This window comes from Microbacterium sp. UMB0228 (assembly GCF_002871415.1).
Taxonomy (GTDB): Bacteria; Actinomycetota; Actinomycetes; order Actinomycetales; family Microbacteriaceae; genus Microbacterium.
Genome location: NZ_PNFU01000001.1, coordinates 704,614 through 728,884, shown reverse-complemented (window position 1 = coordinate 728,884; position 24,271 = coordinate 704,614). Strand labels below are relative to the sequence as shown.

General features: G+C 71.4%; 24 protein-coding genes. 10 read left to right on the top strand and 14 right to left on the bottom strand.

Going from position 1 to position 24,271, the window contains the following annotated elements:
* Positions 1-2: 2 nt before the first annotated feature.
* Genes CJ226_RS03540 through CJ226_RS03530 form a run of 3 tightly spaced genes read right to left on the bottom strand, consistent with a single transcriptional unit; the run spans position 3 to position 2,200 of the window.
* Positions 3-1,304, bottom strand: a complete 1,302-nt coding sequence (locus tag CJ226_RS03540) for a GNAT family N-acetyltransferase (protein ID WP_102208318.1) — start codon at positions 1,302-1,304, stop codon at positions 3-5.
* Between the two features lie 48 nt (positions 1,305-1,352).
* The gene (locus CJ226_RS03535) at positions 1,353-1,598 is read right to left on the bottom strand and encodes a zf-HC2 domain-containing protein (protein WP_062635108.1); all 246 of its coding nucleotides are present in this window, start codon (positions 1,596-1,598) and stop codon (positions 1,353-1,355) included.
* On the bottom strand, positions 1,595-2,200 hold the full coding sequence (locus CJ226_RS03530; RefSeq protein WP_200839056.1) for a sigma-70 family RNA polymerase sigma factor: 606 nt from the start codon (positions 2,198-2,200) through the stop codon (positions 1,595-1,597). Before CJ226_RS03530 ends, CJ226_RS03535 begins: the two co-directional genes overlap by 4 nt.
* Positions 2,201-2,323: 123 nt before the next feature.
* Here CJ226_RS03530 and aroA point away from each other — a divergent pair, with 123 nt between their 5' ends.
* Genes aroA through bcp form a run of 3 tightly spaced genes read left to right on the top strand, consistent with a single transcriptional unit; the run spans position 2,324 to position 5,197 of the window.
* Positions 2,324-3,640 carry a 3-phosphoshikimate 1-carboxyvinyltransferase gene (aroA, locus tag CJ226_RS03525; protein WP_062635110.1) on the top strand — a complete coding sequence of 439 codons (1,317 nt, stop codon included), beginning with the start codon at positions 2,324-2,326 and terminating at the stop codon, positions 3,638-3,640.
* A gap of 3 nt (positions 3,641-3,643) precedes the next feature.
* Positions 3,644-4,714 carry a ribosome small subunit-dependent GTPase A gene (gene rsgA, locus CJ226_RS03520; protein ID WP_102208317.1) on the top strand — a complete coding sequence of 357 codons (1,071 nt, stop codon included), beginning with the start codon at positions 3,644-3,646 and terminating at the stop codon, positions 4,712-4,714.
* Between the two features lie 9 nt (positions 4,715-4,723).
* Complete coding sequence (bcp, locus tag CJ226_RS03515; protein ID WP_102208316.1) at positions 4,724-5,197, top strand: thioredoxin-dependent thiol peroxidase; 474 nt, start codon at positions 4,724-4,726, stop codon at positions 5,195-5,197.
* Positions 5,198-5,212: 15 nt separating this feature from the next.
* On the opposite strand, the gene CJ226_RS03510 is transcribed toward bcp, so the two are convergent.
* Entirely contained in the window at positions 5,213-5,599 is a 387-nt protein-coding gene (locus CJ226_RS03510) for a hypothetical protein (RefSeq protein WP_062635116.1), read from the bottom strand.
* 230 nt (positions 5,600-5,829) lie between these two features.
* Between CJ226_RS03510 and CJ226_RS03505 the strand changes: the two genes are divergently transcribed.
* Positions 5,830-6,078 carry a WhiB family transcriptional regulator gene (locus CJ226_RS03505; protein ID WP_017203224.1) on the top strand — a complete coding sequence of 83 codons (249 nt, stop codon included), beginning with the start codon at positions 5,830-5,832 and terminating at the stop codon, positions 6,076-6,078.
* 55 nt (positions 6,079-6,133) lie between these two features.
* On the opposite strand, the gene CJ226_RS03500 is transcribed toward CJ226_RS03505, so the two are convergent.
* Both CJ226_RS03500 and CJ226_RS03495 read right to left on the bottom strand, forming a co-directional pair.
* Positions 6,134-7,618 carry a sensor histidine kinase gene (locus tag CJ226_RS03500; protein ID WP_062635118.1) on the bottom strand — a complete coding sequence of 495 codons (1,485 nt, stop codon included), beginning with the start codon at positions 7,616-7,618 and terminating at the stop codon, positions 6,134-6,136.
* 24 nt (positions 7,619-7,642) lie between these two features.
* On the bottom strand, positions 7,643-8,029 hold the full coding sequence (locus tag CJ226_RS03495; protein WP_102208315.1) for an Rv3235 family protein: 387 nt from the start codon (positions 8,027-8,029) through the stop codon (positions 7,643-7,645).
* A 154-nt stretch (positions 8,030-8,183) separates the two neighbouring features.
* Here CJ226_RS03495 and CJ226_RS03490 point away from each other — a divergent pair, with 154 nt between their 5' ends.
* Positions 8,184-8,795 (top strand): hypothetical protein, encoded by a 612-nt coding sequence (locus CJ226_RS03490; RefSeq protein ID WP_062635256.1) that lies wholly within the window; start codon positions 8,184-8,186, stop codon positions 8,793-8,795.
* 4 nt (positions 8,796-8,799) lie between these two features.
* On the opposite strand, the gene CJ226_RS03485 is transcribed toward CJ226_RS03490, so the two are convergent.
* Positions 8,800-9,078: a helix-turn-helix domain-containing protein gene (locus tag CJ226_RS03485; RefSeq protein WP_102208314.1), complete on the bottom strand. Its 279-nt coding sequence runs from the start codon at positions 9,076-9,078 to the stop codon at positions 8,800-8,802.
* A gap of 99 nt (positions 9,079-9,177) precedes the next feature.
* On the opposite strand from CJ226_RS03485, the gene CJ226_RS03480 reads away from it, so the two are divergent.
* On the top strand, positions 9,178-9,801 hold the full coding sequence (locus tag CJ226_RS03480) for an SAF domain-containing protein (protein ID WP_102208313.1): 624 nt from the start codon (positions 9,178-9,180) through the stop codon (positions 9,799-9,801).
* Positions 9,798-11,078, top strand: a complete 1,281-nt coding sequence (locus CJ226_RS03475; protein ID WP_102208312.1) for a P-loop NTPase — start codon at positions 9,798-9,800, stop codon at positions 11,076-11,078. The genes CJ226_RS03480 and CJ226_RS03475 overlap by 4 nt, the downstream gene beginning before the upstream one ends.
* Here the strand turns inward: CJ226_RS03475 and CJ226_RS03470 are convergent.
* Complete coding sequence (locus CJ226_RS03470; protein WP_102208311.1) at positions 10,969-12,195, bottom strand: pyridoxal phosphate-dependent aminotransferase; 1,227 nt, start codon at positions 12,193-12,195, stop codon at positions 10,969-10,971. The genes CJ226_RS03475 and CJ226_RS03470 overlap by 110 nt on opposite strands.
* Before the next feature lie 67 nt (positions 12,196-12,262).
* On the bottom strand, positions 12,263-15,067 hold the full coding sequence (secA, locus tag CJ226_RS03465) for a preprotein translocase subunit SecA (RefSeq protein WP_102208418.1): 2,805 nt from the start codon (positions 15,065-15,067) through the stop codon (positions 12,263-12,265).
* A 188-nt stretch (positions 15,068-15,255) separates the two neighbouring features.
* On the opposite strand from secA, the gene CJ226_RS03460 reads away from it, so the two are divergent.
* Both CJ226_RS03460 and CJ226_RS03455 read left to right on the top strand, forming a co-directional pair.
* The gene (locus CJ226_RS03460; RefSeq protein WP_102208310.1) at positions 15,256-15,888 is read left to right on the top strand and encodes a PadR family transcriptional regulator; all 633 of its coding nucleotides are present in this window, start codon (positions 15,256-15,258) and stop codon (positions 15,886-15,888) included.
* Between the two features lie 80 nt (positions 15,889-15,968).
* Complete coding sequence (locus CJ226_RS03455; RefSeq protein ID WP_062635132.1) at positions 15,969-17,294, top strand: hypothetical protein; 1,326 nt, start codon at positions 15,969-15,971, stop codon at positions 17,292-17,294.
* Positions 17,295-17,358: 64 nt separating this feature from the next.
* Here the strand turns inward: CJ226_RS03455 and hpf are convergent, their stop codons facing one another.
* The 5 genes from hpf to mtrA form a co-directional block, all read right to left on the bottom strand.
* Entirely contained in the window at positions 17,359-18,015 is a 657-nt protein-coding gene (gene hpf, locus CJ226_RS03450) for a ribosome hibernation-promoting factor, HPF/YfiA family (RefSeq protein WP_025103048.1), read from the bottom strand.
* 131 nt (positions 18,016-18,146) lie between these two features.
* Positions 18,147-18,794: a ComF family protein gene (locus CJ226_RS03445; RefSeq protein WP_062635134.1), complete on the bottom strand. Its 648-nt coding sequence runs from the start codon at positions 18,792-18,794 to the stop codon at positions 18,147-18,149.
* A 91-nt stretch (positions 18,795-18,885) separates the two neighbouring features.
* Positions 18,886-20,604 (bottom strand): LpqB family beta-propeller domain-containing protein, encoded by a 1,719-nt coding sequence (locus CJ226_RS03440; RefSeq protein ID WP_102208309.1) that lies wholly within the window; start codon positions 20,602-20,604, stop codon positions 18,886-18,888.
* Complete coding sequence (gene mtrB / locus CJ226_RS03435) at positions 20,601-22,280, bottom strand: MtrAB system histidine kinase MtrB (RefSeq protein ID WP_062635138.1); 1,680 nt, start codon at positions 22,278-22,280, stop codon at positions 20,601-20,603. The genes CJ226_RS03440 and mtrB overlap by 4 nt, the downstream gene beginning before the upstream one ends.
* Before the next feature lie 7 nt (positions 22,281-22,287).
* Positions 22,288-22,968, bottom strand: coding sequence for an MtrAB system response regulator MtrA (mtrA, locus tag CJ226_RS03430; protein WP_025103044.1), 681 nt, complete (start codon positions 22,966-22,968; stop codon positions 22,288-22,290).
* A 95-nt stretch (positions 22,969-23,063) separates the two neighbouring features.
* Here mtrA and CJ226_RS17990 point away from each other — a divergent pair.
* Positions 23,064-24,271, top strand: a 1,208-nt coding sequence (locus tag CJ226_RS17990; RefSeq protein ID WP_257996478.1) for a glycerophosphoryl diester phosphodiesterase membrane domain-containing protein, incomplete at its 3' end; no start/stop codon positions are given.

Sequence of the window (24,271 nt, the reverse complement as noted above, 5' to 3'; positions counted from 1 at the left end):
GGTCAGTACCAGATGTCGAGGGACGGCGCCGGGAAGGCGACGAACGCACGGTCCAGTGCCTCGACGGCGTCCACCGGGCCCGTGATCCGGCCCGCTCCGTGCAGCGCGGCGACGCGGATGCTGCCGGCGTAGATCGACGAGAGTGCGGAGACGTCGAGGACGAGGTCCGCCTCGGCGCCCGGAGCCTCCTCGATGTGCGCCCGCCCCTCCGCGTCGACGCGCAGGCGCCAGGTGCCCGCGGCGAATCCCAGGGGGTCCTCGATGCGGAGCACGGTGTCCAGGGGCGCGGCGTAGGTCCGGGCCGTGAGCGCGGCGGGGACGTCCAGGACGCGGAGCCAACCGTGGTCGTGAACCTCCTGGGTGACGCCGCGCGGGTCCGCGACCAGCCACGGCAGGGCGTCGTCGAGCGGTCGGAGATCGGCGGTCACCTCGTCGACGAGGTCGTGCTGCAGCGCGAACCGCCACAGCGCAGCCGTCGCTTCCGCCGTCTCGCCGACGAGCAGGCGCACGTGCATCGCGAACCGGAACGTGCCGCCGCGCTCGCTGAGGTGGAAGGCCATCACGCCGCGCACCTGACCGGACTCGTCGCGATAGCGGACGCCGCGCACCCGATCCCGGTCGGTGTCGGTGCTCGCGAGCCCGCTGATGCCCGCCCAGCGGGCCGCCCACCCCGGGACCTGACCGGACCGCGCGGTACGGGCGCGCTCGTGCGCCTCCGCCAGCGCCTCGGCGAGCTCCTCGCGCTCGAGGTACTCCACGCGGCCGGCCGGGACGGGGCCCGCCCAGCCGGCGCGGCGCACGTCCACGGTGAACCGCGCCACGGGGACGGCGGAGCCGAAGCCGTACCGGCCGTAGATCGTCGCCTCGGACACCGTGAGGCCCGCGACGGGGAGGCCGGCATCGACGGCGGCGCGCAGCTCGCCCTCCAGCAGGGCGCGCGCGATGCCACGGCGGCGGTGCGTGCCGGCCACGGTGACCCCGCTGATCGCCCACATCCCGATCTCGCCGCCGGGTATCGTCAGCGGCGTCACCCAGGAGTCGATGGTCGCCACCGGGAAGCGGTCGGCCGGGGCGTCGGGCTCGTAGACGCCGATGTTGCGCCGGCTCCTCAGCGTGCCCACGCCCTCCTCACGAGCCGCCTCCGAGGGGTCGGCGCCGAGGAACCCGCGGGCCATCGCCCTCTGGAAGGCGGCGACGCGCGTCGAATCCGTCGTATCGAGGACCCGGTACTCGAGGCCCTCCCCCGCGAGGCGTTCGACGGACGTCTGGTCAGCGGGGATCCCGCGCGCATCGATGAGGGCCATGCACACAGCCTACGGGCGGTCTCCGACGCTCCGTGCGCCCGGGCACGCTCAGTGCTGCGAGGCCTGGACCTCGCGGAGCCGGGCGAACACCTGGTCGCGCAGCTCCTCCGGAGCGGTCTCCTTGCAGGCGCGGGCGATGACCTCGGTGAGGGTCGTCGCCACCAGAGCCTCGTCCCGGCACGCCGGGCAGTTCTCCAGGTGCTCGCGGATCTCGGCGTGCTCGGTCTTGCACACCTCGTTGCGGAGGTACTCCTCCAGATCCTGACGGGCCTTGTCGCAGCCGCAGTCGCTCATTTCTTGCTCCTCGGGTCAGCCGCGGCGATTCCCCGCTCCGCGGCGTAGTCGGCCAGCAGCTCCCGCAGCATCCGCCTGCCACGGTGCAGACGGCTCATCACGGTGCCGATGGGGGTCTTCATGATGTCGGCGATCTCCTGGTACGCGAAGCCCTCGACGTCGGCGAGGTACACCGCGAGCCGGAAGTCCTCCGGAACCGCCTGCAGCGCGTCCTTCACGACCGACGCCGGCATGCGGTCGATGGCTTCCGCCTCCGCCGACCGGCTGTGCGACGCCGTCGTCGACTCCGCGCCGCCGAGCTGCCAGTCCTCGAGCTCGTCGATGGTGCCCTGGAACGGCTCGCGCTGCCGTTTGCGGTAGATGTTGATGTACGTGTTGGTGAGGATGCGGTAGAGCCACGCCTTGAGGTTCGTGCCCTGCGCGAAGGTCGACCACGAGCCGTAGGCCTTGACGAAGGTCTCCTGCACGAGATCGGCGGCGTCAGCGGGATTGCGCGTCATGCGCATCGCGGCGGCGTAGAGCTGATCCATGAAGGGGAGCGCCTGCTCCTCGAACTCGCGCCGAGGGTCGCCGACGGTGGCTGCGGTTGCGGTGTCGTCCATCACCGGCCAGTCTAGGCGGCTGAGGTCGATCACCTCGCGTTCCAGCGTCGCAGGCATCCTCTTCCCTTCGCACGGGGGCCGCCTCTCACGAGGACGGCGTTGCGTTTACTAAGGTGAGAACCGATGAGCGCCAAAAGGTATTCCCCCACCCGTGTGCAGGGCGCCTACCCCGCGCCCACGATCGACGGCCCGGTGCACGCCGAGCTCACGATCCCCGGCTCCAAGTCCCTCACGAACCGCGAACTCCTCATCGCGGCGATCGCGGACGGCCCCGGCCGCCTGATCGCGCCGCTGCACTCCGACGACTCGCAGCGCATGGTGGAGGCCCTCCGCGCGCTCGGCGTCGGCATCGAGGAGGTCGACGCCGGTCATGAGTTCGGTCCCGACCTCGTGATCACGCCGGGCAAGCTCCGCGGCGGCACGACGATCGACTGCGGCCAGGCCGGGACCGTCATGCGCTTCATCGCGCCGCTGGCCGGCCTCGCGGAACAGGACGTCCACCTCACCGCGCACGAGACGGCTCTGCACCGGCCCATGGGCGGGCTCATCAGCGCCCTGCGCGACCTCGGCGTCGACATCGACGACGAGGGCACGTGGGCCCTCCCGTTCACCATCCGCGGCCACGGCCACATCCGCGGCGGTCGCGTGGAGATCGACGCCTCGGCGTCCAGCCAGTTCGTGTCCGGGCTGCTGCTCGCCGCTCCGCGCTTCGACGTGGGCCTGCACCTCGTGCACACGGGCGAGCGCCTGCCGAGCCTGCCGCACATCGACATGACCATCGAGGCCCTGAGCCGCCGCGGCATCCGCATCGAGCGCCCCGCCGTGGGCGAATGGCTGGTGGAGGCCGGAGTCCCCCGCGCCAAGGAGATCCCGATCGAGCCGGATCTCTCCAACGCTGCCCCGTTCCTCGCGGCGGCCCTCGTCGCCGGAGGCTCCGTCGCGATCACCGGCTGGCCGGCGCACTCGACCCAGCCCGGCGCGCTGCTCCCCGAGATCCTGCAGGCGGCGGGTGCGCACGTCAGCCGTCACGGCGGGGTGCTCACCGTGCGGGCCGGTTCCGGAATCCGCGGCCTCGATCTCGATCTCTCCGCCGCCAGCGAGCTGACGCCGACCCTCGTCGGTCTCGCGGCCTTCGCCGACGGCCCCACGACCATCCGCGGCATCGGCCACATCCGTCTCCACGAGACCGACCGGATCGCGGCGCTCGTCGGGAACCTGCGCGCGCTCGGCGGAACCGCCGAGGAGCTCCCCGACGGCATCCGCATCGTTCCCGGTCCGCTCCGGGGCGGCACCTGGGCCGCGCACCACGACCACCGGATGGCGACGACCGGCGCGCTGATCGGCCTCCGCGTCCCCGACGTCGTCATCGACGACATCGGCACCACCGCCAAGACCCTCCCGGAGTTCACGATGCTCTGGGAGCGGATGCTGCGAGGCTGACGGGTGAGCTGGCTGAACGACGCCGACGACCTCGAAGACGACTTCGAGGACTACGACGAGAGCAGCATCCGCACGCGTCCGAACCCGAAGGCCAACCGGCCGCGCACCAAACGCCGTCCCGCGCACGAGGATGCGCAGATCGGCCGCGTGCTGGGCGTGGATCGGGGCCGGTACTCCGTCCTCCTCGACGAGGACACCCCGCAGGAGCGCACGATCACGGCCGCCCGCGCACGAGAGCTGCGGCGCACGCCGATCGTCACGGGCGACCGGGCCCGCGTCGTCGGCGACACCTCGGGCGACGAGGGCACGCTCGGCCGGATCGTGGGCATCGTCGAGCGCACCTCGCTCCTCCGCCGCAGCGCCGACGACACCGACGAGGTCGAGCGGGTGATCGTCGCCAACGCCGACCAGATGCTCGTCGTCGTCGCCGCGGCCGACCCCGAGCCCCGCGCCCGGCTCGTCGACCGCTACCTCGTCGCCGCATTGGACGCCGGCATCCGTCCCCTCCTGGTCGTGACGAAGACCGATCTCGCCGACCCTGCGCCGTTCCTCGCGCACTTCGAGGGCCTCGATCTCCGGGTCTTCACGAGCGCACAGGACGAGATGCCGGTCGACGAGATCGGCGCCGCACTCATCGGCCACTCGACGGTGTTCGTCGGGCACTCCGGTGTCGGCAAGTCGACGCTGGTGAACGCCCTGGTGCCGACCGCGGGCCGCGCCACCGGACACGTGAACCAGGTCACCGGCCGCGGGCGACACACCTCCTCTTCGACCGTCTCGCTGCGTTACGAGAGCGCCGACGGCTCCGGCTGGGTCATCGACACCCCCGGCGTCCGCTCCTTCGGCCTCGGGCACGTCGACCCTGCGAACATCCTCGCCGCCTTCACCGAGCTCGCCGTCATCGCGGAGGACTGCCCGCGCGGCTGCACCCACCTCCCCGACGCGCCGGACTGCGCCCTCATCGAGGCGGCGGAGCGCGGCGAGCTGAGCGAGACGGGGCGTGCCCGGCTGGACTCCCTGCAGCGGCTCCTGCAGACCTTCGCCGACAAGGCGGAGCAGCCCCCCGGGCGATAGGCTGGACGGGTGACCGAACGCCTGGAAACCGGAACCGCCGCCCCCGACTTCTCCCTGCTCGACCAGGACGGGAACACCGTCCGCCTGGCCGACCTCCGCGGCACGAAGACGGTGCTGTACTTCTACCCGGCCGCCATGACGCCGGGGTGCACGACGGAGGCCTGCGACTTCCGCGACAGCATCTCGTCGCTGCAGGGCGCCGGGTATCAGGTCGTCGGCGTCTCGCGGGACGAGCCGGCGAAGCTCGCCGCCTTCCGCGACCGCGACGGCCTCACGTTCCCGCTGCTCAGCGACCCCGACCACGCGGTGCACGAGGCGTACGGCGCCTGGGGCGAGAAGATGAACTACGGCAAGCTCGTCGAAGGCGTGATCCGCTCGACGTTCGTCCTCGATGAGGACGGCGTCATCACGAGCGCGCAGTACAACGTGAAGGCCACGGGCCACGTCGCGCGGCTGCGCAAGCAGCTCGGCATCGACGCCTGACGGGTCGAGTCCCGCTCACTCCGCTTCGCGTCGGGTCCCCTCGCGGCGCGCGCTCGCGATGAGGAGCGCGAGGCCCGCGACGGCCGGGATACCGAGTCCGAGCACGAAGGCCCACGGGATCGGCGGCAGCGTGAGGGCACCGAGCGCCAGGGCGATCGCGAGGACCTGGAACACCACGCCGCCGGATCGCGCCCAGGAGCGTCCGGCGCGGGTGCCGAACGCGAAGGCCACGAGCGCGGCGGCGCCGATCAGCGTGAGGACGATGAGGGCGATGGCCGTCGGCAGCGACGCGGCGTCCCCGGCCCCGAGTCCGGCCATCTCGAGCGCGGCGAACACGAGCAGGGCGACGGCTTCGACCGCCAGGACGGCGGCGGCGGCGCGGGCGATTCCCGGTGCGCGCACGGGTGTCCTCCCGGGGATCGAATGACGAGAAAACCCTTGATTTCAGGGTATTCATGTAACAGAATAGAGGAAGTCATGTGCTCCCACAGCGGCGTGGGGCGAACGTTCACGTTCGCATCACAATCAGCGGGCATCCGCCCGTATCTCAACAGGGTAGCGGAACCCGAACCGTCACCCGAATCGAGAGGTCGCATCGCGACATCTCATGAAATCCACACCGAGGAGCCCCCATGGACTGGCGTGACAAGGCCGCCTGCCTGACCGTCGACCCCGAACTGTTCTTCCCCGTCGGGAACACCGGCCCGGCCGTCGACCAGATCGAGAAGGCCAAGACGGTCTGCGCGACCTGCACGGTCACCGAGATCTGCCTGCAGTACGCTCTGGAGACCAGTCAGGACTCCGGCGTCTGGGGCGGCCTCTCCGAGGACGAGCGCCGCGCTCTCAAGCGTCGCGCGGCCCGCGCCCGCCGCGCCTCCTGAGATTCGCGGAAGCGGCCTGAGACCCGGTCTCAGGCCGCTTCTGCGTGCATGGGGGTCAGCGCTCCAGCCAGCGCAGCGGGATGTCGATGACCACCTCGGTGCCCTCGCCCTCGCTCCCCTGCCAGTCGATGGTGCCGCCGAGCTCCCCCTGAATGAGGGTCCGGATGATCTGCGTCCCCAGCCCCTGCCCCACACGACCCTCGGGAAGCCCGTGACCGGTGTCGCGCACCGTCACCCGGAGGTTGTCCTCCGTGCGCTTGGCATCGATCGTGACGACGCCCTCCTGTCCGGCGAGACCGTGCTCGACGGCGTTCGTCACGACCTCCGTCAGCGCCAGCGCCAGCGGGGTGGCGTACTCGCTGGGGAGCACGCCGAAACGCCCCGTGGACTGCGTGCGCGCGCGGGTGTTCGGCGCCGAGGCGACCTCGGCGACGAGCTTGAGGACCCGGTGGAAGACCTCGTCGAAGTCGACCTTCTGCGTGAGGCCCTGTGCGAGCGTGTCGTGCACGACGGCGATGGCGTCCACGCGGCGCATGGCCTGGGTGAGGGCGTCGCGTGCCTCGTCGGAGTGCGTCCGCCGCGCCTGGATCCGCAGCAGCGAGGCGACCGTCTGCAGGTTGTTCTTGACCCGGTGGTGGATCTCGCGGATCGTCGCGTCCTTGGTGATGAGCTCCTGCTCCTGGTGGCGCAGCTCCGAGACGTCGCGGCACAGCACGATCGCTCCGATGCGCGTGCCGTGGTCCTTCAGCGGGATGGCCCGCAGCGAGACCGTCACCCCCCGCGCCTCGATGTCGGTGCGCCACGGCGCGCGCCCCGTCACCACGACGGGCAGGGACTCGTCGACCTGACGGGAGGGCGGCACGAGCCGGGTCGTCACCTCGGCCAGGGACTCCCCCTCCAGCTCGTCGTCGAACCCCATCCGGTTGAACGCGGAGAGGGCGTTCGGGCTCGCGAACGTCGTGATGCCGTCGACATCGATGCGGATCAGGCCGTCCGACGCACGGGGCGCGCCCCGTCGGGGCGACGTCGGGGCAGCCAGGTCGGGGAAGCTCCCGTCGGCGATCATGCGGAACAGGTCGTTGGCGCACTCGTCGAAGGTGATCTGCTGACGGGAGGGAGTGCGCACCTCGCCGAGGTTCGTATGCCGCGTCACCACCCCGATCACACGGGGAGTCTTGTCCTCTCCGCGACGCTCGATCACGATCGGCACCGCGCGCACGCGCGTCGGCGTCTCCTCGAACCAGTCCGGCGAGGAGGAGTCAACGATCTCCGCGGACTCGAAGGCGCCCTGCACCTGCGTCCGCCACTGCGGCCGGACGCGCTCGCCGACGATGTCGCGGTAGAAAAGCGTCGCTGCGCCACTGGGCCGCGCGTGCGCGACGGCGATGAACGAGCCGTCCTCGGTCTGGATCCACAGGACGATGTCGGCGGAGGCGAGGTCGGCGAGGAGCTGTCCGTCACCGGCGAGCCGATGCAGCCACTCCACGTCGTCGTCGGTCAGAAGGCCCTGGGCCTGGGCGAGATCACTGAGGGTTGACACCTCCCCAGCCTAGAGTCCCGCACCTCAGAGGATGGCGAGCGACGTCGCGCGCCACCGGTGGTCGAGCCCTTCCAGCCGGAGGGCCACCGCGCGCGTGCGCCCCGGCCCCGCCACCACGACGACCGCCTCGACGATGCCGTCGCGCGGATGGGTCACCCGCACGGTGCGGATGACGAAGGTCGGCCGGGCCGGCGGCACCCCGCGTGCGCTGCGGGCGCGAGCGGCGAGATTCGCACGGGTGACGAGGCTGCGGTACGCCTCCTCGCTGAACCACCGCGCCAGCTGATCCACCTCGCGGACCCCGGCGAGCGCCTCGAGCGCGCCGCGCGTGAGACTCCGGACCAGGAGCGCGGGGTCGGGAAGCTGATCGGCGGGGGTGGGCTGTGGTCCGAAGAACTCGGCCAGCATCATCGGGTTCTCCCCTCGAAGGCGTCGGCGAGACGTCAGTAGACCACGCCGCGGACCCTGCGCGGGGACGACGGCGAACCTCTGTGGACAACCCGTACGCGACGGTGCCGATGTGGATAACTCGGGTGCGGCGGCGCGCGGCCGTACGCTCGGTCGGGTGCACTGGGAATCCCTCTTCGACGGCCTGGAAGGGCAGCTCGCCGCGGAATGGGAGGCGGAACGCGCCGCTCGCGACGCCGAATCCGAGCGCCTCCGCATCGCCCGGCTCGATCTCCGCTCGCGTCTGCGGCACCTGTGTGCGGCGCAGGCCGAGGCGATCCTCCACCTCGCCGACGGCGCCCGGGTGCCCGTGGGGCTGCGGTCCCTGGGGGTCGACTGGGTGGCCGCCCTCCCCCGGGTGCCGCAGGGCGCGCGGCTGCAGAGCGCCGTCCTGCTGGTCCCGGTCGCGGCGGTGCGCGGACTCACGGTCGATCACGGGGCGATGCTGGCGAGCCTCGCCGCCCAGAGCCCCGGCGCGCCGACGCTGCGCGAGCGGATGACGTTGGGCTTCGTGCTCCGCGACCTCGCCCGGCGTCGCCTCCCCGTGCAGCTCCGGCTGCTGGTCGGGGACGACCTGCACGGCACCATCGACCGTGCCGCCGTCGATCACCTGGATCTCGCCGAGCACGACAGCGGCGCTGCCCGCCGCGCAGATGCCGTGCACGGCTTCCGGATGGTGCCGTATGCCGCGCTCGCGGCGGTGCGCGTCCTCGGCACTGCGTCGATCTGAACGCTCACACGAAGGGCGCGACAGAACGACCCCAGAGCTCCGGAAAGCTGGCCGCCTGCGACTGTCGCCACAGCGCCATGCGCCGCGCCTCCTCCGTCTGTGCGGCGAGATACTCCTCGATGCTCAGCTCCTCGATGCGCCACCGGGCGGGCGCCCCGAGCGGGGCGCCGCGCAGATGCCCGGCGTGCACGAGGGCGATCACCTCGTCGACGTCGATGCTCAGCAGCTCGGCGACCTGGGCGGGCGCGAGGAAACGGGGGGTCTGCGGGTGCGGGGGTGTCATGCCCTCATTCTGGGCGGCCACCTCGCGCGATGTCGGAGAGCGGCGTGACCTTGTGGATAACTCGGGCGCCGCGGACGGCGTTTCTGTGACGATGTCGCCATGGCCCCGCTCTTCCGCTCCCCCCGTCGCCGCCTCCGGGGCGACCTCCGCTTCGCGGTCGGCATCGTCCTCGTGCTCGCCTCGGTCACCGGCGTCTGGTCCATCGTCACCGCTGCCGACCAGTCGAGTCCCGTGCTCCAGGCCCGGCGCACGATCGTCCGCGGCGAGGTCCTCCGTGCCTCCGACTTCCATACCGTCGACGTGGCGCTCGGGGCGGTCTCCGACGACTACCTCCGGCCAGAGCAGCTCGCCGCGGGGCGGATAGCGGTCCGCACGCTGACGAAGGGCGAGCTCCTGCCGCGGTCGGCGACGGCCGGAGCGGAGAGCAGCCGCACGACCACGGTCGTCGTCGAGAGCAGCGTCGGTCTCCCGGAGGATGTGGCGACCGGCACGGAGGTCGAGGTCTGGCAGGCGCCGCTGCGCGACGACGGCCGCTCCTACGACGAGCCGCGCATCCTCGTCGGGGACGTCGCCGTCCGCACCGTCCTCGAACCGGACGGGCTCCTCGCCGACGGGGCGGCGGAGGTCGAGATCGTGATCGACCGCAGCGACGTCGCCGCGGTGCTGGGCGCGGTCACCGGCGGGGCGGCGCTCTCCGTGGTCCCCGTCGGGTCCGGATCATGAGCGTCGTCCTCCTGGCCGTGGCCGCGCCCCGCGTGGATGCGCTCGTCGCGGAGCTGGAGTGGGAAGGCATCACCGGGATAGCCGTTCCGTCCGCTTCGCCCGCGGCCCTCATCGCGCGCCTGCAGCCGGACGTGGAGGCGGTGGTGGTACCCGCGACCAGGGAGACGCTGACGGCCGAGCTGCGCGCGGCCTGCGACCGCGCAGGCGTCCGCATCCTCACGCTCGGCGACCCGGAGAGCCGAGCGGTGGCACGGCTCGGGCTCGCCCCGCCGCTGGGCACCGATGCGGCGGGCTGGGAGATCGCCGCGGCGCTGTCCGCAGATGCGCTCGACGCTCCGCGGCTCCCAGACTCCCCGGCGCGCATCACGACGGTCTGGGGCCCGCACGGGGCGCCCGGACGGTCGACGGTCGCGATCCAGCTCGCCGTCGAGCTCGCCCGTCGCGGTCGGCGGACGGCCCTGGCCGATGCGGACACCGTGGCTCCCTCGCTCGCCCTGCTCCTGGGCATGGACGACGACGCCCCGGGGTTCGCTGGAGCCTGCCGCCGCGCGGAGACCGGGGCGCTGGATCCCGCGGAGCTCACCCGACTCTCGGGCCGGCTGCTCGCCGGCGGCACCGAGGTCGACGTGCTCGCCGGACTCAACCGTCCGAGCCGCTGGCCCGAGCTGTCGGATGCGCGGGTACGGGCGACCCTCGAGGCCTGCCGCACCTGGCGGGACGAGACGATCGTCGACGTCTCCGCGGCGATCGACGCCGACGACGAGGCCACCTACGATGTCGTCGGCCCGCGTCGGCACGCCGCGACCACCGCGGCGCTGAGCGCGGCGGACCGCGTCGTGGCGGTGGCTTCCGCCGACCCCGTGGGGATCGGCCGCTTCCTGCGCGACCATGCCGAGGTCCGCCGCCTCGTGGAGCGGACGCCGATGACGGTCGTCGTCAATCAGGTGCGACCGGGGCCCCTCGGCCTCGACGCCCGGAGTCAGATCCGTCGCACGCTGGAGCAGTTCGCGGGCCTCAGCGAGGTCGTCTTCCTGCCCTACGACCGTCGTGCCGTCGATGCGGCGTTGCTCCACGCCCGGCCGATCTCCGACGTCGCCCCGCGCTCGACGATGGTCGCCGCCGTGCGCCGGCTGGCGGCCGACCTCGATGCGTCCGTGCCCGCGGAGACTACTGCCGGTAGCTCGACAGGAAGTTCCCGAGGCGCTCGACGGCTTCGCTCAGCACTCGCGGCTCTGGCAGGGTCACGAGGCGCAGGTGATCCGGCGTCGGCCAGTTGAAGCCGGTCCCCTGAACGAGCAGGATGTGCTCGGATACCAGCAGATCGTAGACGAGCTTGGCGTCGTCGCGGATCTCGTGCACGTTCGGGTCCAGTCGGGGGAAGGCGTAGAGCGCACCCTGGGGCTTCACGCAGGACACGCCGGGGATGGCCTCCAGCCCCTCCCAGGCGATGTCGCGCTGCTCGTGGAGCCGGCCGGTCGGGGCGATCAGGGCGTCGATCGACTGGACCCCGGAGAGCGCCGCCTGCACCGCGTGCTGCGCCGGGACGTTCGGGCAGAGCCGGGTCGAGGCCAGCAGCGTGATGCCCTCGATGAAGCCCTTGGCGTGGTCCTGCGGTCCCGTGACGACCATCCAGCCGGACCGGTAGCCGGCCACGCGGTACGTCTTGGAGAGCCCGTTGAACGTGAGGCAGAGCAGGTCGGGAGCCAGGGTCGCCGTCGGGATGTGCACCGCGTCGTCGAACAGGATGCGGTCGTAGATCTCGTCGGAGAGGATGAGCAGCTGGTGCTCGCGCGCGATCTGCACGAGGCCCTCCAGCACCTGCCGGGAGTAGACCACGCCGGTGGGGTTGTTCGGGTTGATGATCACGAGCGCCTTGGTCCGCGGCGTGATCTTGGACCGGATGTCCTGGAGGTCGGGCTGCCAGCCCTGCTCCTCGTCGCAGAGGTAGTGCACGGGCGTGCCGCCCGCGAGGCTCGTCATGGCCGTCCAGAGCGGGTAGTCGGGAGCGGGGATGAGGACCTCGTCCCCCTCGTCCAGGAGCGCCTGCATGGTCATGGTGATCAGCTCGGAGACGCCGTTGCCGAGGTACACGTCGTCGGGATCGAAACGGGGGAAGCCGTCGATCTCCTCGTACCGGCTCACGACGGCACGCCGGGCGGAGATGATGCCCTTGCTGTCGCTGTAGCCGTGGGCCGTGGGGAGCGCCGCGAGCATGTCGTGCACGATCTGGTGCGGGGCGTCGAAGCCGAAGATCGCGGGGTTGCCGGTGTTGAGCTTGAGGATCCGGTGGCCCTCTGCTTCCAATCGCGCCGCCTCGACGAGGGCGTTTCCGCGGATCTCGTACAGGACGTTCTTGAGCTTCGACGACTGGTCGAAGGTGCGCGATGGTGTCATCGATCAAGCCTACAGGGACGACAGGAGGGCCAATCCGCACGGACTGGCCCTCCTCGTCACCCGAAGGCTACTTCTTCTTCTTGCTCTGCGCGCGCCGCTGCTCGCGGTTGCCCGCCGCCGGGGCGGCCTGTTCCGTGCGCTGCCCGAAGGCGCCGCGCGGGGCCTCCTCCGGCTCGGCCTGCTGCGGAGCCTGCGCCCGGGCCGCGGCCTGGCGCATCCGGTCGGTCGCGGCCTGCTGGACCTGCCCGCGGTCGTTGCGGACCTCGACCTCGCCGGCGTCGTTCGCCGCCGAGTACTCCAGGCGCTGCTCTCCCCCGTCGGTGGCGAGTCCCTTGGCCTCGACCTCCGCGGTCTCGGCGTCGCCGGCGCGGCGGACCTCGACCTCCAGGTTGTAGAGGTAGCCGACCGACTCCTCCTTGATCTGGCCCATCATCGACTGGAACATCGCGTAGCCCTCGCGCTGGTACTCGATGAGCGGATCGCGCTGCGCCATCGCCCGGAGGCCGATGCCGTCCTTGAGATAGTCCATCTCGTACAGGTGGTCGCGCCAGCGGCGGTCGAGCACCTGGAGGACGACGCGACGCTCGAGCTCGCGGGTCGCGGCCTCGCCCAGCGATTCCTCGCGCTTCTCGTAGGCGATCTTCGCGTCCGACAGCAGCTCGCGCGTCAGGCCCTCGGCGGTGATGCCGCCCTTGCGTCCTGCCGCCTCCGACACGACCTCGTCGATCGTGACGCTCACCGGGTACAGGGTCTTCAGCTCGGTCCAGAGGGCGTCGAAGTCCCAGCTCTCGTTGTGGCCCTCGCCGGTGTGGTCCTTCACGACGCCGCTGATCGCGTCCTCGATGAAGTGCTGCACCCGATCGGCGATGTCGTCGCCCTGGAGGATGTGGCGGCGGTCGGCGTAGATCGCCTCGCGCTGACGGTTGAGGACGTCGTCGTACTTGAGGACGTTCTTGCGCATCTCGGCGTTGCGGGCCTCGACCTGCGACTGGGCGCTGCGGATCGCCCGGGACACGAGACCCGACTCGATCGGCACGTCGTCGGGGAAGTTCGTGCGGGCGAGGATCGCCTCGGCGGCGCCGGACTGGAACAGCCGCATGAGGTCGTCGGTGAGGCTCAGGTAGAAGCGGCTCTCGCCGGGGTCGCCCTGACGACCGGACCGACCGCGCAGCTGGTTGTCGATGCGGCGCGACTCGTGGCGCTCGGTGCCGAGCACGTAGAGCCCACCGGCTTCGATGACCTTCTCGGCCTCCTCCTCGACCACCTTCTTCATGGTCTCGTAGGTCTCGTCCCACGCGACCTCGTACTCCTCCGGCGTCTCCACCGGGTCGAGTCCCTTCGCCTTCAGCTCCTGCACCGCGAGGAACTCGGCGTTTCCGCCGAGCATGATGTCGGTGCCTCGGCCGGCCATGTTCGTCGCGACCGTCACGGCCCCGAGGCGGCCGGCGCGGGCGACGATCTCCGCCTCACGGGCGTGGTTCTTCGCGTTCAGGACCTCGTGCTTGACGCCCTTCTTGGCGAGCAGGCGCGACAGGTACTCGCTCTTCTCGACGCTGGTGGTGCCAACCAGCACCGGCTGCCCGCTGGCGTGGCGCTCGGCGATGTCCTCCACGACCTGCGCGAACTTCGCCGCCTCGTTCTTGTACACCAGGTCCGGCTGGTCCTTGCGGATCATCGGCTTGTTGGTGGGGATCGGGATGACGCCGAGCTTGTACGTCGACATGAACTCGGCGGCCTCGGTCTCGGCCGTACCGGTCATGCCGGCGAGCTTGTCGTAGAGGCGGAAGTAGTTCTGCAGCGTGACGGTGGCGAGGGTCTGGTTCTCGGCCTTGACCGGCACCCCCTCCTTCGCCTCGATCGCCTGGTGGATGCCCTCGTTGTAGCGGCGTCCGACGAGGATGCGTCCGGTGTGCTCGTCGACGATCATGACCTCGTCGTTCATGACGACGTAGTCGGTGTCCTTCTTGAACAGCGCGAGTGCCTTGATCGAGTTGTTCAGGAACGAGATGAGCGGCGTGTTGGCGGACTCGTAGAGGTTGTCGATGCCGAGGTAGTCCTCGACCTTCTCGATGCCCGGCTCCAGGACGCCGACGGTGCGCTTCTTCTCATCGACCTCGTAGTCCTCGCCGGCCACGAGGGTGCGCGCGATCTTGGCGAACTCCGCGAACCAGCGGTTCGCCTCCCCGGACGACGGCCCGGAGATGATGAGCGGCGTGCGCGCCTCGTCGATGAGGATGGAGTCCACCTCGTCGACGATCGCGAAGAAGTGCTTGCGCTGGACGAGATCCTCCTTGCGCCAGGCCATGTTGTCGCGGAGGTAGTCGAAGCCGAACTCGTTGTTGGTGCCGTAGGTGATGTCGGCCGCGTACTGCTCGCGGCGCACGGCGGGCGTCTGACCGGAGACGATGATGCCCGTCGTCATGCCGAGGGCGCGGTAGACGCGGCCCATGAGCTCCGCCTGGTAGCTCGCGAGGAAGTCGTTCACCGTGATGACGTGCACGCCCTCGCCCGCGATCGCGTTCAGGTAGGCGGGGAAGGTGGCGACGAGCGTCTTGCCCTCACCGGTCTTCATCTCGGCGATGTTGCCGAGGTGGAGGGCGGCACCACCCATGATCTGCACGTCGTAGGCGCGCATGCCGAGCGTCCGCTTGGCGGCCTCGCGCACCGCGGCGAAGGCCTCGGGCATGAGCTGGTCGAGCGTCTCGCCCTTCTCGTAGCGGGCGCGCAGTTCGGCGGTCTCGTTGCGCAGCTCGTCGTCCGTGACCTGGGAGATGTCCTCCTCGAGGGCGTTCACCGCCTTCACCACCTGGTTCAGACGGCGGATGATCCGCCCCTCACCTGCGCGCAGCAGCTTCTCAAGAGGATTCGCCACGGATGTCATCTCCCTGTCATTGGGTCATTCGCCGGCCGCCGTGAGGCGAGCGCCAGGCATACTTTGCCATGTTACCGGCCTGTGACCTCCACGTCGCCTGCATGGGTCCGCCGCGCCGCGTCCGGGAAATTGCCGGGTATGCATATACTCGGCACTGCTTTCCATCCGCCATCCTCGGGAGACCGGTCATGTCCGTACGCCAGAGCCTGCTCGCCATCCTCGATCAGGGCCCCTGCTACGGCTACCAGCTCCGCCACGAGTTCGACCGCCGGACCGGATCGACCTGGCCGCTCAACGTCGGCCAGATCTACAACACCCTGGAGCGGCTCGAGCGGGACGGACTGGTCCAGCGCGGGGAGGCCGACGACCACGGTCACGTGTACTGGCGCATCACGCCCGCGGGCTCGGCCGAGGCGGCACGCTGGCTCACCACCCCCGTGCTCCGCGCTCCCGCGACGCGCGAGGAGCTCGCCGTGAAGCTCGCCGTCGCGGCCACGCTGCCCGGAGTCGATGCCGCCGCCATCCTCCGCAGCCAGCGGGACGCCTCGCGGCAGCGCCTCGAGGACCTGCGGCGCACGCCCTCCCCCGGCCTCGCCGCCGGCAGCCCCGAGGATCTCGCGTGGTCGCTCGTCCTCGACTCGCTCGTCTGCGCCGCGGAGGCCGAGCTCCGGTGGCTCGACCAGGCGGAGGCCCGACTCGCGCACCACCCCCACCCCGAGATGGCGCTGGAGCTGACCACCGAGCGCCCCAAGCGAGGACGCCCCGCGAAGGCGGCGCCCTCCCCCGTCGCCGGCGGCGATCCCGTCGCCCTCCCCGCCTGAAGCACCAGCCCGCGATGCCGGCCGTTCGCCTGGAGCGGATGCTCAGCCCGCGCACGCGCCCGGGAAACTAGGATCGGCACATGGCTGGATTTTGGGGCAGACGCAAACGCGAACAGGAAGAACTCGCCGCACAGGACGCGGACCTCGCCCGGCGTGCGGAACAGGCGCTCGTCGCCGCCGACGAGCGCATCCGCACCACCTCCGACGAGCTCGTCTTCGCGGAGGCCGAGCTCGGCGAGTCCCTGACCGCCGACCTCAAGGCCGCGCTGCTGTCGGTGCGCACCCACCTGCGCGAGGCGTTCCAGCTCCACCAGCTCAACCACGACGAGATCCCGGACACCGACGAGGAGCTGCGCACGCGGAACGCGCGCATCCTGCAGCTCTGCGACTGGGCCCAGGACCTCCTCGACGAGAAGACCACCGTGCTCGCGGAGTCCGTCGCGAAGGTGCGGCGCGCGCCCGAGATCATCGCCCAGGTCCGCGCGGACGCCGAGGCGCTGAGCGCCCGCATCCCGCAGACGGACGAGACGGTGTCCCGGCTGTCCGCGCGCTACTCCGACTCCGCCATGCATCAGATCACCGCCAGTGCTGCCGAGGCGGAGCAGCTGATCCGTTTCGCGACCCACAGCGCCGACATCTCGGAGCGCCGCCGCGCCGCGAAGCAGAACGAGGAGGCGAACCTCGCGCTGGAGACGGCCACCGAGGCGACGCGTCGCGCCGCTGCGCTGCTCGATGCGGTGGAGGACTTCGAGATCGAGGCCCTGCGCGCCGAGTCGACCCTGGCCGAGGTCATCGCCGACTCCCGCAACGACCTCATCGCCGCCCGGACCGCTCCGTCCACGCCCGCCGTGGCGGAGGCCGTCGCCCGGCTGCAGGCGGCCCTGGCCGCCCTCACCCCCTCGGGCCAGCCCAACGACCCGTTCGCCGAGCTCTCGCGTCTGCGCGAAGCCAACGCCGGTCTCGACGACGCGATCGCCACCGCCCGGCATCGCGCCGAGAATCCGCTCCCCAGCGTCGCACAGGTCCAGCATGCGATCGACGACGCCGACCGCCAGCTGGGCGTCGCCCGCGGGCTCATCGCCGGGCATCGCGGATGGATCGGCGCCGATGCGCGCACCCGTCTCGCCGAGGCGGAACGACTCCGCGTCGATCTCCCGGCCCTGCTTCCCGCCGAGGAGACCCGCGAGGCGGCGCTCGCCCAGGCCCGCCGGGTCGCGCACCTCGCCGCGGAGGCCCTCCAGCTCGCGCAGCGCGACATCGACTCGTCCCGCCCGCAGGATCAGGACTGGGGCGGCGGCTGGGGCGGCGGTCCGCGCCGCGGCGGCGGGATGGGCGGCGGCGACCTCGCCTCCGGCATCCTCGGCGGGCTCGTCATCGGCAGCATCCTCGACGGCATCTTCGACTGACGCCGTCCGGTCTTCGCACGAGAACGGCCCGACCCCCGCGGGGGTCGGGCCGTTCTCGGTCATATCAGGAGGCGAGCGCCTCGGCGGGCGGAGCCTGCGTGCTCAGAGCGATGACACCGTAGTCCCAGCCCTTGCGGCGGTAGACCACGCTCGGGTGGTCGGTGCGCGCATCGACGAAGAGGAAGAAGTCGTGCCCGACGAGCTCCATCCGGTCGACGGCCTCCTCCACCGTCATCCACTCCGCCTCGAAGCTCTTCGTGCGGATGACGACGGGCGAGTAGTCCTCCTCCTCCTCGCTCTGCACCGGGATGCTGCCGGTCGCGACGGCGTGCAGCACCTCGGCGGAGGCCGGCTGCACGTCGATGCCCTCGAGTGAACCGCTGCCCTTCTCGAAGTGCGGCCCGCGCGGATGCTGTCGTCCGTCGACGCGCTTCTCCTTCGCGCGGCGCAGCTGCTCCGTCATCTTGTCGATCGCGAGGTCGAGAGCCACGAACTTGTCGCCGTCGACGGCCTCGGCACGGACCACGGGACCCTTGCCGACCAGCGTCAGCTCGACCGTCTCGTCCGGGATGCGCCCGTTGCGGTACACACGGTGCGTGACCTTCACGTCCAGGCGTTGCGCCTTGGCGGCGAGTGTCTGGATCTTGGCGATCTTCTCTTCGACGACGGTGCGGAAGCGATCGGTGATGCCCACTCCGACGCCCACGATGCTCGTTTCCATTGCTGCCTCCTTGTCCCGGTCCACCCGGCCAAGGGCGGACCGTGGTCGCCTTGTGACACCCCACCGTAGTCCGACGGGCGGCGGATGTCACGGCCCTCGACCCTGTGTCTCCGGTGAGTCTTCGATGAACCTCATCCGGATTCCGGCGACTTCGGCGTGGCGGCGAGCGCGACGGCCCCGACGACCACGAATCCGGCGGCGACGAGCGCCCGGACCGCCTCGTCGAGCGTGGCTCCCGTCGTGACCACGTCGTCCACGACCACCGCCGGGGCCCCGTGTCCCCGGCGCCGCGAGATCATCGCCCCGCGGACGTTCGCGGCGCGGTCCGGTGCGGCCAGCTCGCGCTGGTCGCGCACCCGGCGCGTGAGGGTCAGGACGCGCTGCGGATCGGCTCCGGCGCGCCGGACGAGGAGCTCCGGAACGCGGGCGCCCCGGCGACGGAACGCGGCGCGCGAGGTCGGCACCGGGATCACCCAGGCCCCGGCGACGAGGGCGGGCGTCAGCACAGCGGCGAGCGCGGCGCCGAGCGGCCGGGCCAGGAGCGTCTCCCCCTCCCCCTTCAGCCGCCGGATGCACGAAGCGGCGGGACCCTCCAGGGGAAGCGCTGCGCGGACGAGCAAGCCACCGGGGGTCCGCACGACACGCGGAGACGGCTCGAGCGCCGTCCGGCAGGCGTCGCAGAGGACCGTGCCGGGAGACGCGCACCCGGGGCAGCGCGCCGCGAGCAGCAGCGCACCGATCTCGGCGATGACCCGGTCGAAGCGGCTTGTTCCCCCCATGAGGGAATCCTGCCGCGTTGCTCGTCAGTGGCGGCCGCGGTGGCGCCGAGGCGAGATCACCTCGGCGCGAACCGCATCGGTGCAGGAGGGGTCACTCGCCGGCGCGTGTGGCCAGGACGGATACGCCCTCGGAGATCTCACGCCAGGCAGAGCCGGCGTGAGCGAACAACCGCCCTGAGGCGTCAAGGATGCGCACGCCGGCCGGGGTCCGCGCGCCGGCGACGGCGCTGGCATCGCTCGGCGCGGTCTCCGCGGATCCCGGCCCACCGACGGGCTGCACGATCAGGCGCGGTGTGGCCGAGTCGGTGAGCACGGCCAGGCGGTCCGGTCCCAGCCAGACGAGCCCCGTCGAGGGTTCGCTCAGCTGAACGAGCTGACGCACCTCACCGAGCTCCGTCGGCACTCCGGAGCCGTCCCGCACGACGGACGCGACGACCACCCAGCGCTGGCCACCCACGAGGATGACCGCCGCGACCCGCGCGCCATCCGCCGCGACCCGCAGATCCGAGATGGAGGAGGCGCTCGGCCACGCCGTGGCGATCGTGTGAGCGACCACGTCGGCGCCGATGGCCTGCACCGCCTGCGGCTCCCCTGCCGGGACAGACCACACGTAGCCGTAGGGATCGATCGACGGCTGCACGAGGCCGGGGCGCGCGTCCAGCTCGTCGAGCGTCTCCTCGCCCACGAGGTACACATGGCCGTCCCCGAGCTGAAGGGCCGCGGTGGCGTCGTCCGTGGCGACGTCGATCGCCGCGATCGGCTGCGGCACGGCCTGGATCTGCGCGCTGATCGCCGGGATCGAGGCGATCTCATCACCGACGATCCGGCCGAACGCCCCGCCCTTCAGCACGAGCGTCCCGGGTTCGGCGGTGGTGCCCGACAGCTCGACGACACCCGCGTCGAGCGCCCTGCCGTCCACGCTGAAACGCACCTCGGTGACGTTCACCCCTGCCGTCTTCAGCGTCGCCTGCAGCTGCGTCCGCATCCGGGCGAGCGTCGTCTTGTCCAGGCCCGCCGCAGGACGGGTCAGCGCCACCTCGGCGACCTGCGCGGTGATCAGCACCGCGTCCTGGGCCAGCTGGACATCGGCGGGGAAGGCGGTCTGCACCGCCGCGTCGAGCCAGTCCGCCGGTGTGCCGCTGACGAGTGCCTGGGTCACGGTCGTCGCCGGGCTCTGCCGTCGAGGGAACCACCGCATGTCGGGCACCAGTCGGGACCATCCCGCATCGAACCACTGCAGCGAATAGCCCTCGAAGACGTTCGGGAACCGCGCCTCATCGATGACGACGCCATCCGGCGCCTGCGTGATGCGCCACTCGCCGTCCTCGTCGCGCGCCAGAGCGAACGGCACGCTCGAGTCGCCGGGAGCGCCGTTGTACTCCCCCGAGTCGTCGACGCTCGCGACCAGCTCGAGCAGCACCTCCACCTCGGCCTCCTCGGCGTCCTCGACCTGATCGTCGGCCAGGTTCGATGTCAGGGTCCGCGCCTCCGCTCCGGCATCGATGGAGACGCCCGCCGACGGGCGCCAGCTCCGCTGCAGCGACGGGGCCAGGAACTCGCGCGCCGTGGCCCAGTTGTCGGACGTCGTGATCCCCGCCTCGAGGAAGCCCTCCACGATCTCCTCCGGTCCCGCCCCCGCGACGGGGCCGGAGGCGACGGGGAGGACGTCGACGTCGTCCGGCGACTCGCCGAGCTCGAGACCGACCGCGACGTCTCCGCTCGTCGGCAGCCCCGCGCAGGCCGGAAGCAGCAGGGCCACGACCGCCACGGCGGCGGCGCGGAGGAGGCGACGTGACGCGCGCGTGCTCATGACTGCTCCTTCCCGTCGAGGAGATCAGAGTACGTCTCGGCGATGGAGATCGGCTGCGTGGCATCGGCGAGCTCCGCGAGGGGCTCCTGCGGCTCCACCGGGATCGGACTGGGTCCGTCGAGCACCCCGTCGTGGCGGGGGACGGTGAGCACGAAGTGCGATCCGACACCGAGCTCCGACCAGACCGCCAGGGTCCCGCCGTGGAGGGTGGCGTCGCCGAGGGCGATCGACAGACCGAGCCCCGTGCCGCCGATGGTGCGCTGTCGCGACGGGTCCGCGCGCCAGAATCTGTCGAACACCCGCTCCGCGTCTCCGGGGTCCATCCCGAGCCCGAAGTCGCGGACACCCGCCGCCACCGCGTGCTGGTTGCTGTCCACCGTGACGACCACCGGGCGTCCCTCGCCGTGCTCGATCGCGTTGCCGATGAGGTTGCGCAGCACCCGCCGCACGCGCCGCGGGTCCATGTCCACCGGCGAGTACCCGCCTGGCGCCACGAGACGGATCTCCGTGCCGTGGCCTTCCGCGAGCGGCCGCATCTGCTCGATGACGTCTTCCGCGAGCTGCGCGAGACTCGTCGCCTCCAGCTCGAGCTGCACGGACCCCGCGTCATAGCGACTGATCTCCAGCAGGTCGGCCAGCAGCGTGTCGAACCGCTGCACCTGCGCGTGCAGGAGCTCGGCGGTGCGTGCGGTCGTGGGGTCGAACTCCTCGCGCTGGTCGTTCAGCATGTCGGCGGCGAGGCGGATCGTCGTCAGCGGGGTCCTGAGCTCGTGCGAGACGTCGGACACGAAGCGCTGCTGGACCATGGACAGCTCGCCGAGCTCCTTGATCTGCGCCTCGATGCTGTCGGCCATCGCGTTGAAGGAGCGGCCGAGGGTCGCGAGCTCGTCCTCGCCGTGCACCTCCAGCCGCACGCCGAGATCGCCCGCCGCGAGCCGCGCGCTCGTCTCCGCCGCCTGCACGATCGGGGTGGACACGGTCCGCAACACGATCCAGGAGATGGCTGCGACGATGGCCACCAGTCCGATGCCGGCGATCCACAGGGTGCGCTGCACGAAGACGAGGGTCTGGTCGGCGTCGGCGAGATCGTAGGCGAAGTAGATCTCGAAGGACCCGGCCTGCGGCACCTGAAGCTGCTGCCCCACGACGATGCCCGGCACGACGCCGCCGTCCTCCGTCGGCAAGGCGACGGACTGCCAGGCCTGCCGGTCGTCGAACTCGCGGACCCGGGCCTGCAGCTCGGGGCTCAGCAGATCCGGCGTGAGCCCGGCGGTGAAGCCGTTGAGCCGAACCGTCCCTGAACCGTCCTGGATCTTGAAGCCGGCGAGCAGGTCGGCGCTCGACGTGCGCGAGAGGGTATCCGGGATGCCGTTCCACAGATCGGTCAGTGCCGCGGGATCGTCGCCCACCTCCGCCACGTCCAGCAGGGACTGCGCCTGGTCCACCGCCCGGCGGGCATCCTCCAGCGCGACGTTCTTCCGCGACACGAAGAGGTCGTTCTGGATGACGAGCGCCATCGTGACACAGGTGATGAAGATCGCCAGCGATGTGGCGACCAGGGTGATCGCGAGGGTGCGGAAGCGGAGCGACCGTCGCCACAGCGCCGCCAGCACGTCCGGCCAGCCGCGCCAGTCGCGGAGGACGGCGACGGCCGTGGTCGCTGTCGTCGCGGCCATGGGGTCTCTAGGTGACGCTGCCGGCGCGGTAGCCCACGCCGCGGACCGTCATGACGATCTTGGGGTTGTCCGGGTCGAGCTCGACCTTCGCTCGCAGGCGCTGCACGTGCACGTTCACGAGCCGGGTGTCGGCCTTGTAGTGGTAGCCCCAGACCTGTTCGAGGAGCATCTCGCGGGAGAACACCTGCTGCGGCTTGGAGGCGAGGGCCACGAGGAGCTGGAACTCCAGCGGCGTGAGGGCGATCGGCGTCGTCCCGCGGCGCACCTCGTGCGCGTCTACGTCGACGGTGAGGTCGCCGATCCGCAGCTGCTCGCTGGAGGCCTGCGGTGTCGGCCGCAGCCGGGTGCGGATGCGGGCCACGAGCTCCTTGGGATTGAACGGCTTGACCATGTAGTCGTCGGCACCGACCTCGAGACCGCGCACCACGTCGGCCGTGTCGCTGCGTGCCGTCAGCATGATGATCGGCACCCCCGACTCGGCGCGGATCCGCGTGCAGATCTCGATGCCGTCCATACCGGGGAGCATCAGGTCGAGGAGCACCAGGTCGGGACGCTGCGCGCGCCACTCGTCGACGGCGCGCGCGCCGTCCGCGCAGAACACCGGCTCGAATCCCTCCGTGCGCAGCACGATGCCGATCATCTCGGCGAGCGCGGTGTCGTCGTCGACCACAAGGATGCGTGAGGTCATAACTGTTACCTTATGGCACCGAGTCCCGCCCTCCGCAGGTCTGCGCCTCAGCGCGAGGATATGACACGATGGGAGCGCACGACGGAGGGAGGCCCGTGAGCGGCCAGACGTGGACCCCAGCTCCCCAGAAGGGCATCATCCCCCTTCACCCGCTGACCTTCGGCATGCTGCTGGGCAAGGCCTTCGCGGCGCTGCGGCACAACCCCAAGGTCCTGTTCGGGTTCGCTGTCGTCATCCAGCTCATCGTGGTCATCGCCACGGCCGGGGTGATGGGCGTCGTCCTGTTCACGACGTTCTCCCGGTTGGAGACGGTCTCCCCCTCCTCCCCCGACTTCGAGGCCGTGTTCGCCGGCACGATCGCCATCAACCTCCTCGCCGGACTCCTCGTCGGGCTCGCGTCCATCGCGTTCACCGCGATCATGCAGGGCGTCGTGGCCGCCGAGGTCGGCTACGCCACGGTCGGCGTCAAGGCCACGCTGCGCATGCTGTGGCGCCGGATGGCCCCGGCGTTCTGGCGGCTCGCGGGATTCGCCTCCCTCTCGGTGCTCGCCCTCTTCGGCGGCCTCGCCATCGTCGCGGGCGTCATCGGCGCGCTCATCGCCGGCGGCCTCGGCGGCACCCCGGAGATGATCGGCATCGTCGTGCTCGTCGTGGTCCTCCTGGGCCTGGCCGCGATCCCGCTCACGGTGTGGCTGTCGACCAAGCTGCTGCTCGTCCCGTCGATCCTCGTGCTGGAGCGCGCCCGCTTCCGCGAGGCGTTCGTGCGGTCCTGGCGCCTGACCCGCGGCCGCTTCTGGGTCGCATTCGGCGTGACCTTCCTCATCAGCCTGATCATGGGCCTGGCGATGCAGGTGGTCAGCTTCCCGACCGCCATGCTCTCCTCGTTCCTCGGCACCGTCATCGCGCCCACCGGCGCCAGTGAGCCGAGCGCGGTGGTCGGGTACGTCTTCGCCCTCCTCGCCCCGCAGGTTCTCCTGCTGATCCTGCAGGCGATCGCCATCGTCGTGCAGAGCACCGGCGGCGTGCTCGTCTACCTCGACTGCCGGATGCGCTACGAGGGTCTCGACCAGGCCCTCCTCTCCCATGTCGAGCGCCGCGACCTCGGCATCCCCGAGGAACAGCTCGGCGATCCCTTCGCGGTCGATCCCTCGCGAGCCGTCACCAGCGCTCCCCCGCCGCGTCAGGTGCCGGAGCACGTCATGATGACGCAGGCGTACGGCGCCCCCGGGTACGGCGCCCCCGGATACGGCGCTCCCGGGTACGGGGCTCCCGGGTACGGCGCTCCCGGATACGGGGCTCCCGG

Excerpts from the sequence above, each read along its gene's own strand:
- CJ226_RS03540 (WP_102208318.1), bottom strand. The coding sequence starts at position 1,304 with ATGGCCCTCATCGATGCGCGCGGGATCCCCGCTGACCAGACGTCCGTC.
- CJ226_RS03535 (WP_062635108.1), bottom strand. The coding sequence starts at position 1,598 with ATGAGCGACTGCGGCTGCGACAAGGCCCGTCAGGATCTGGAGGAGTAC.
- CJ226_RS03530 (WP_200839056.1), bottom strand. The coding sequence starts at position 2,200 with ATGGACGACACCGCAACCGCAGCCACCGTCGGCGACCCTCGGCGCGAG.
- aroA (WP_062635110.1), top strand. The coding sequence starts at position 2,324 with ATGAGCGCCAAAAGGTATTCCCCCACCCGTGTGCAGGGCGCCTACCCC.
- CJ226_RS03505 (WP_017203224.1), top strand. The coding sequence starts at position 5,830 with ATGGACTGGCGTGACAAGGCCGCCTGCCTGACCGTCGACCCCGAACTG.
- CJ226_RS03495 (WP_102208315.1), bottom strand. The coding sequence starts at position 8,029 with ATGATGCTGGCCGAGTTCTTCGGACCACAGCCCACCCCCGCCGATCAG.
- CJ226_RS03485 (WP_102208314.1), bottom strand. The coding sequence starts at position 9,078 with ATGACACCCCCGCACCCGCAGACCCCCCGTTTCCTCGCGCCCGCCCAG.
- CJ226_RS03480 (WP_102208313.1), top strand. The coding sequence starts at position 9,178 with ATGGCCCCGCTCTTCCGCTCCCCCCGTCGCCGCCTCCGGGGCGACCTC.
- CJ226_RS03475 (WP_102208312.1), top strand. The coding sequence starts at position 9,798 with ATGAGCGTCGTCCTCCTGGCCGTGGCCGCGCCCCGCGTGGATGCGCTC.
- CJ226_RS03470 (WP_102208311.1), bottom strand. The coding sequence starts at position 12,195 with ATGACACCATCGCGCACCTTCGACCAGTCGTCGAAGCTCAAGAACGTC.
- CJ226_RS03460 (WP_102208310.1), top strand. The coding sequence starts at position 15,256 with ATGTCCGTACGCCAGAGCCTGCTCGCCATCCTCGATCAGGGCCCCTGC.
- CJ226_RS03455 (WP_062635132.1), top strand. The coding sequence starts at position 15,969 with ATGGCTGGATTTTGGGGCAGACGCAAACGCGAACAGGAAGAACTCGCC.
- hpf (WP_025103048.1), bottom strand. The coding sequence starts at position 18,015 with ATGGAAACGAGCATCGTGGGCGTCGGAGTGGGCATCACCGATCGCTTC.
- CJ226_RS03445 (WP_062635134.1), bottom strand. The coding sequence starts at position 18,794 with ATGGGGGGAACAAGCCGCTTCGACCGGGTCATCGCCGAGATCGGTGCG.
- CJ226_RS03440 (WP_102208309.1), bottom strand. The coding sequence starts at position 20,604 with ATGAGCACGCGCGCGTCACGTCGCCTCCTCCGCGCCGCCGCCGTGGCG.
- mtrB (WP_062635138.1), bottom strand. The coding sequence starts at position 22,280 with ATGGCCGCGACGACAGCGACCACGGCCGTCGCCGTCCTCCGCGACTGG.
- mtrA (WP_025103044.1), bottom strand. The coding sequence starts at position 22,968 with ATGACCTCACGCATCCTTGTGGTCGACGACGACACCGCGCTCGCCGAG.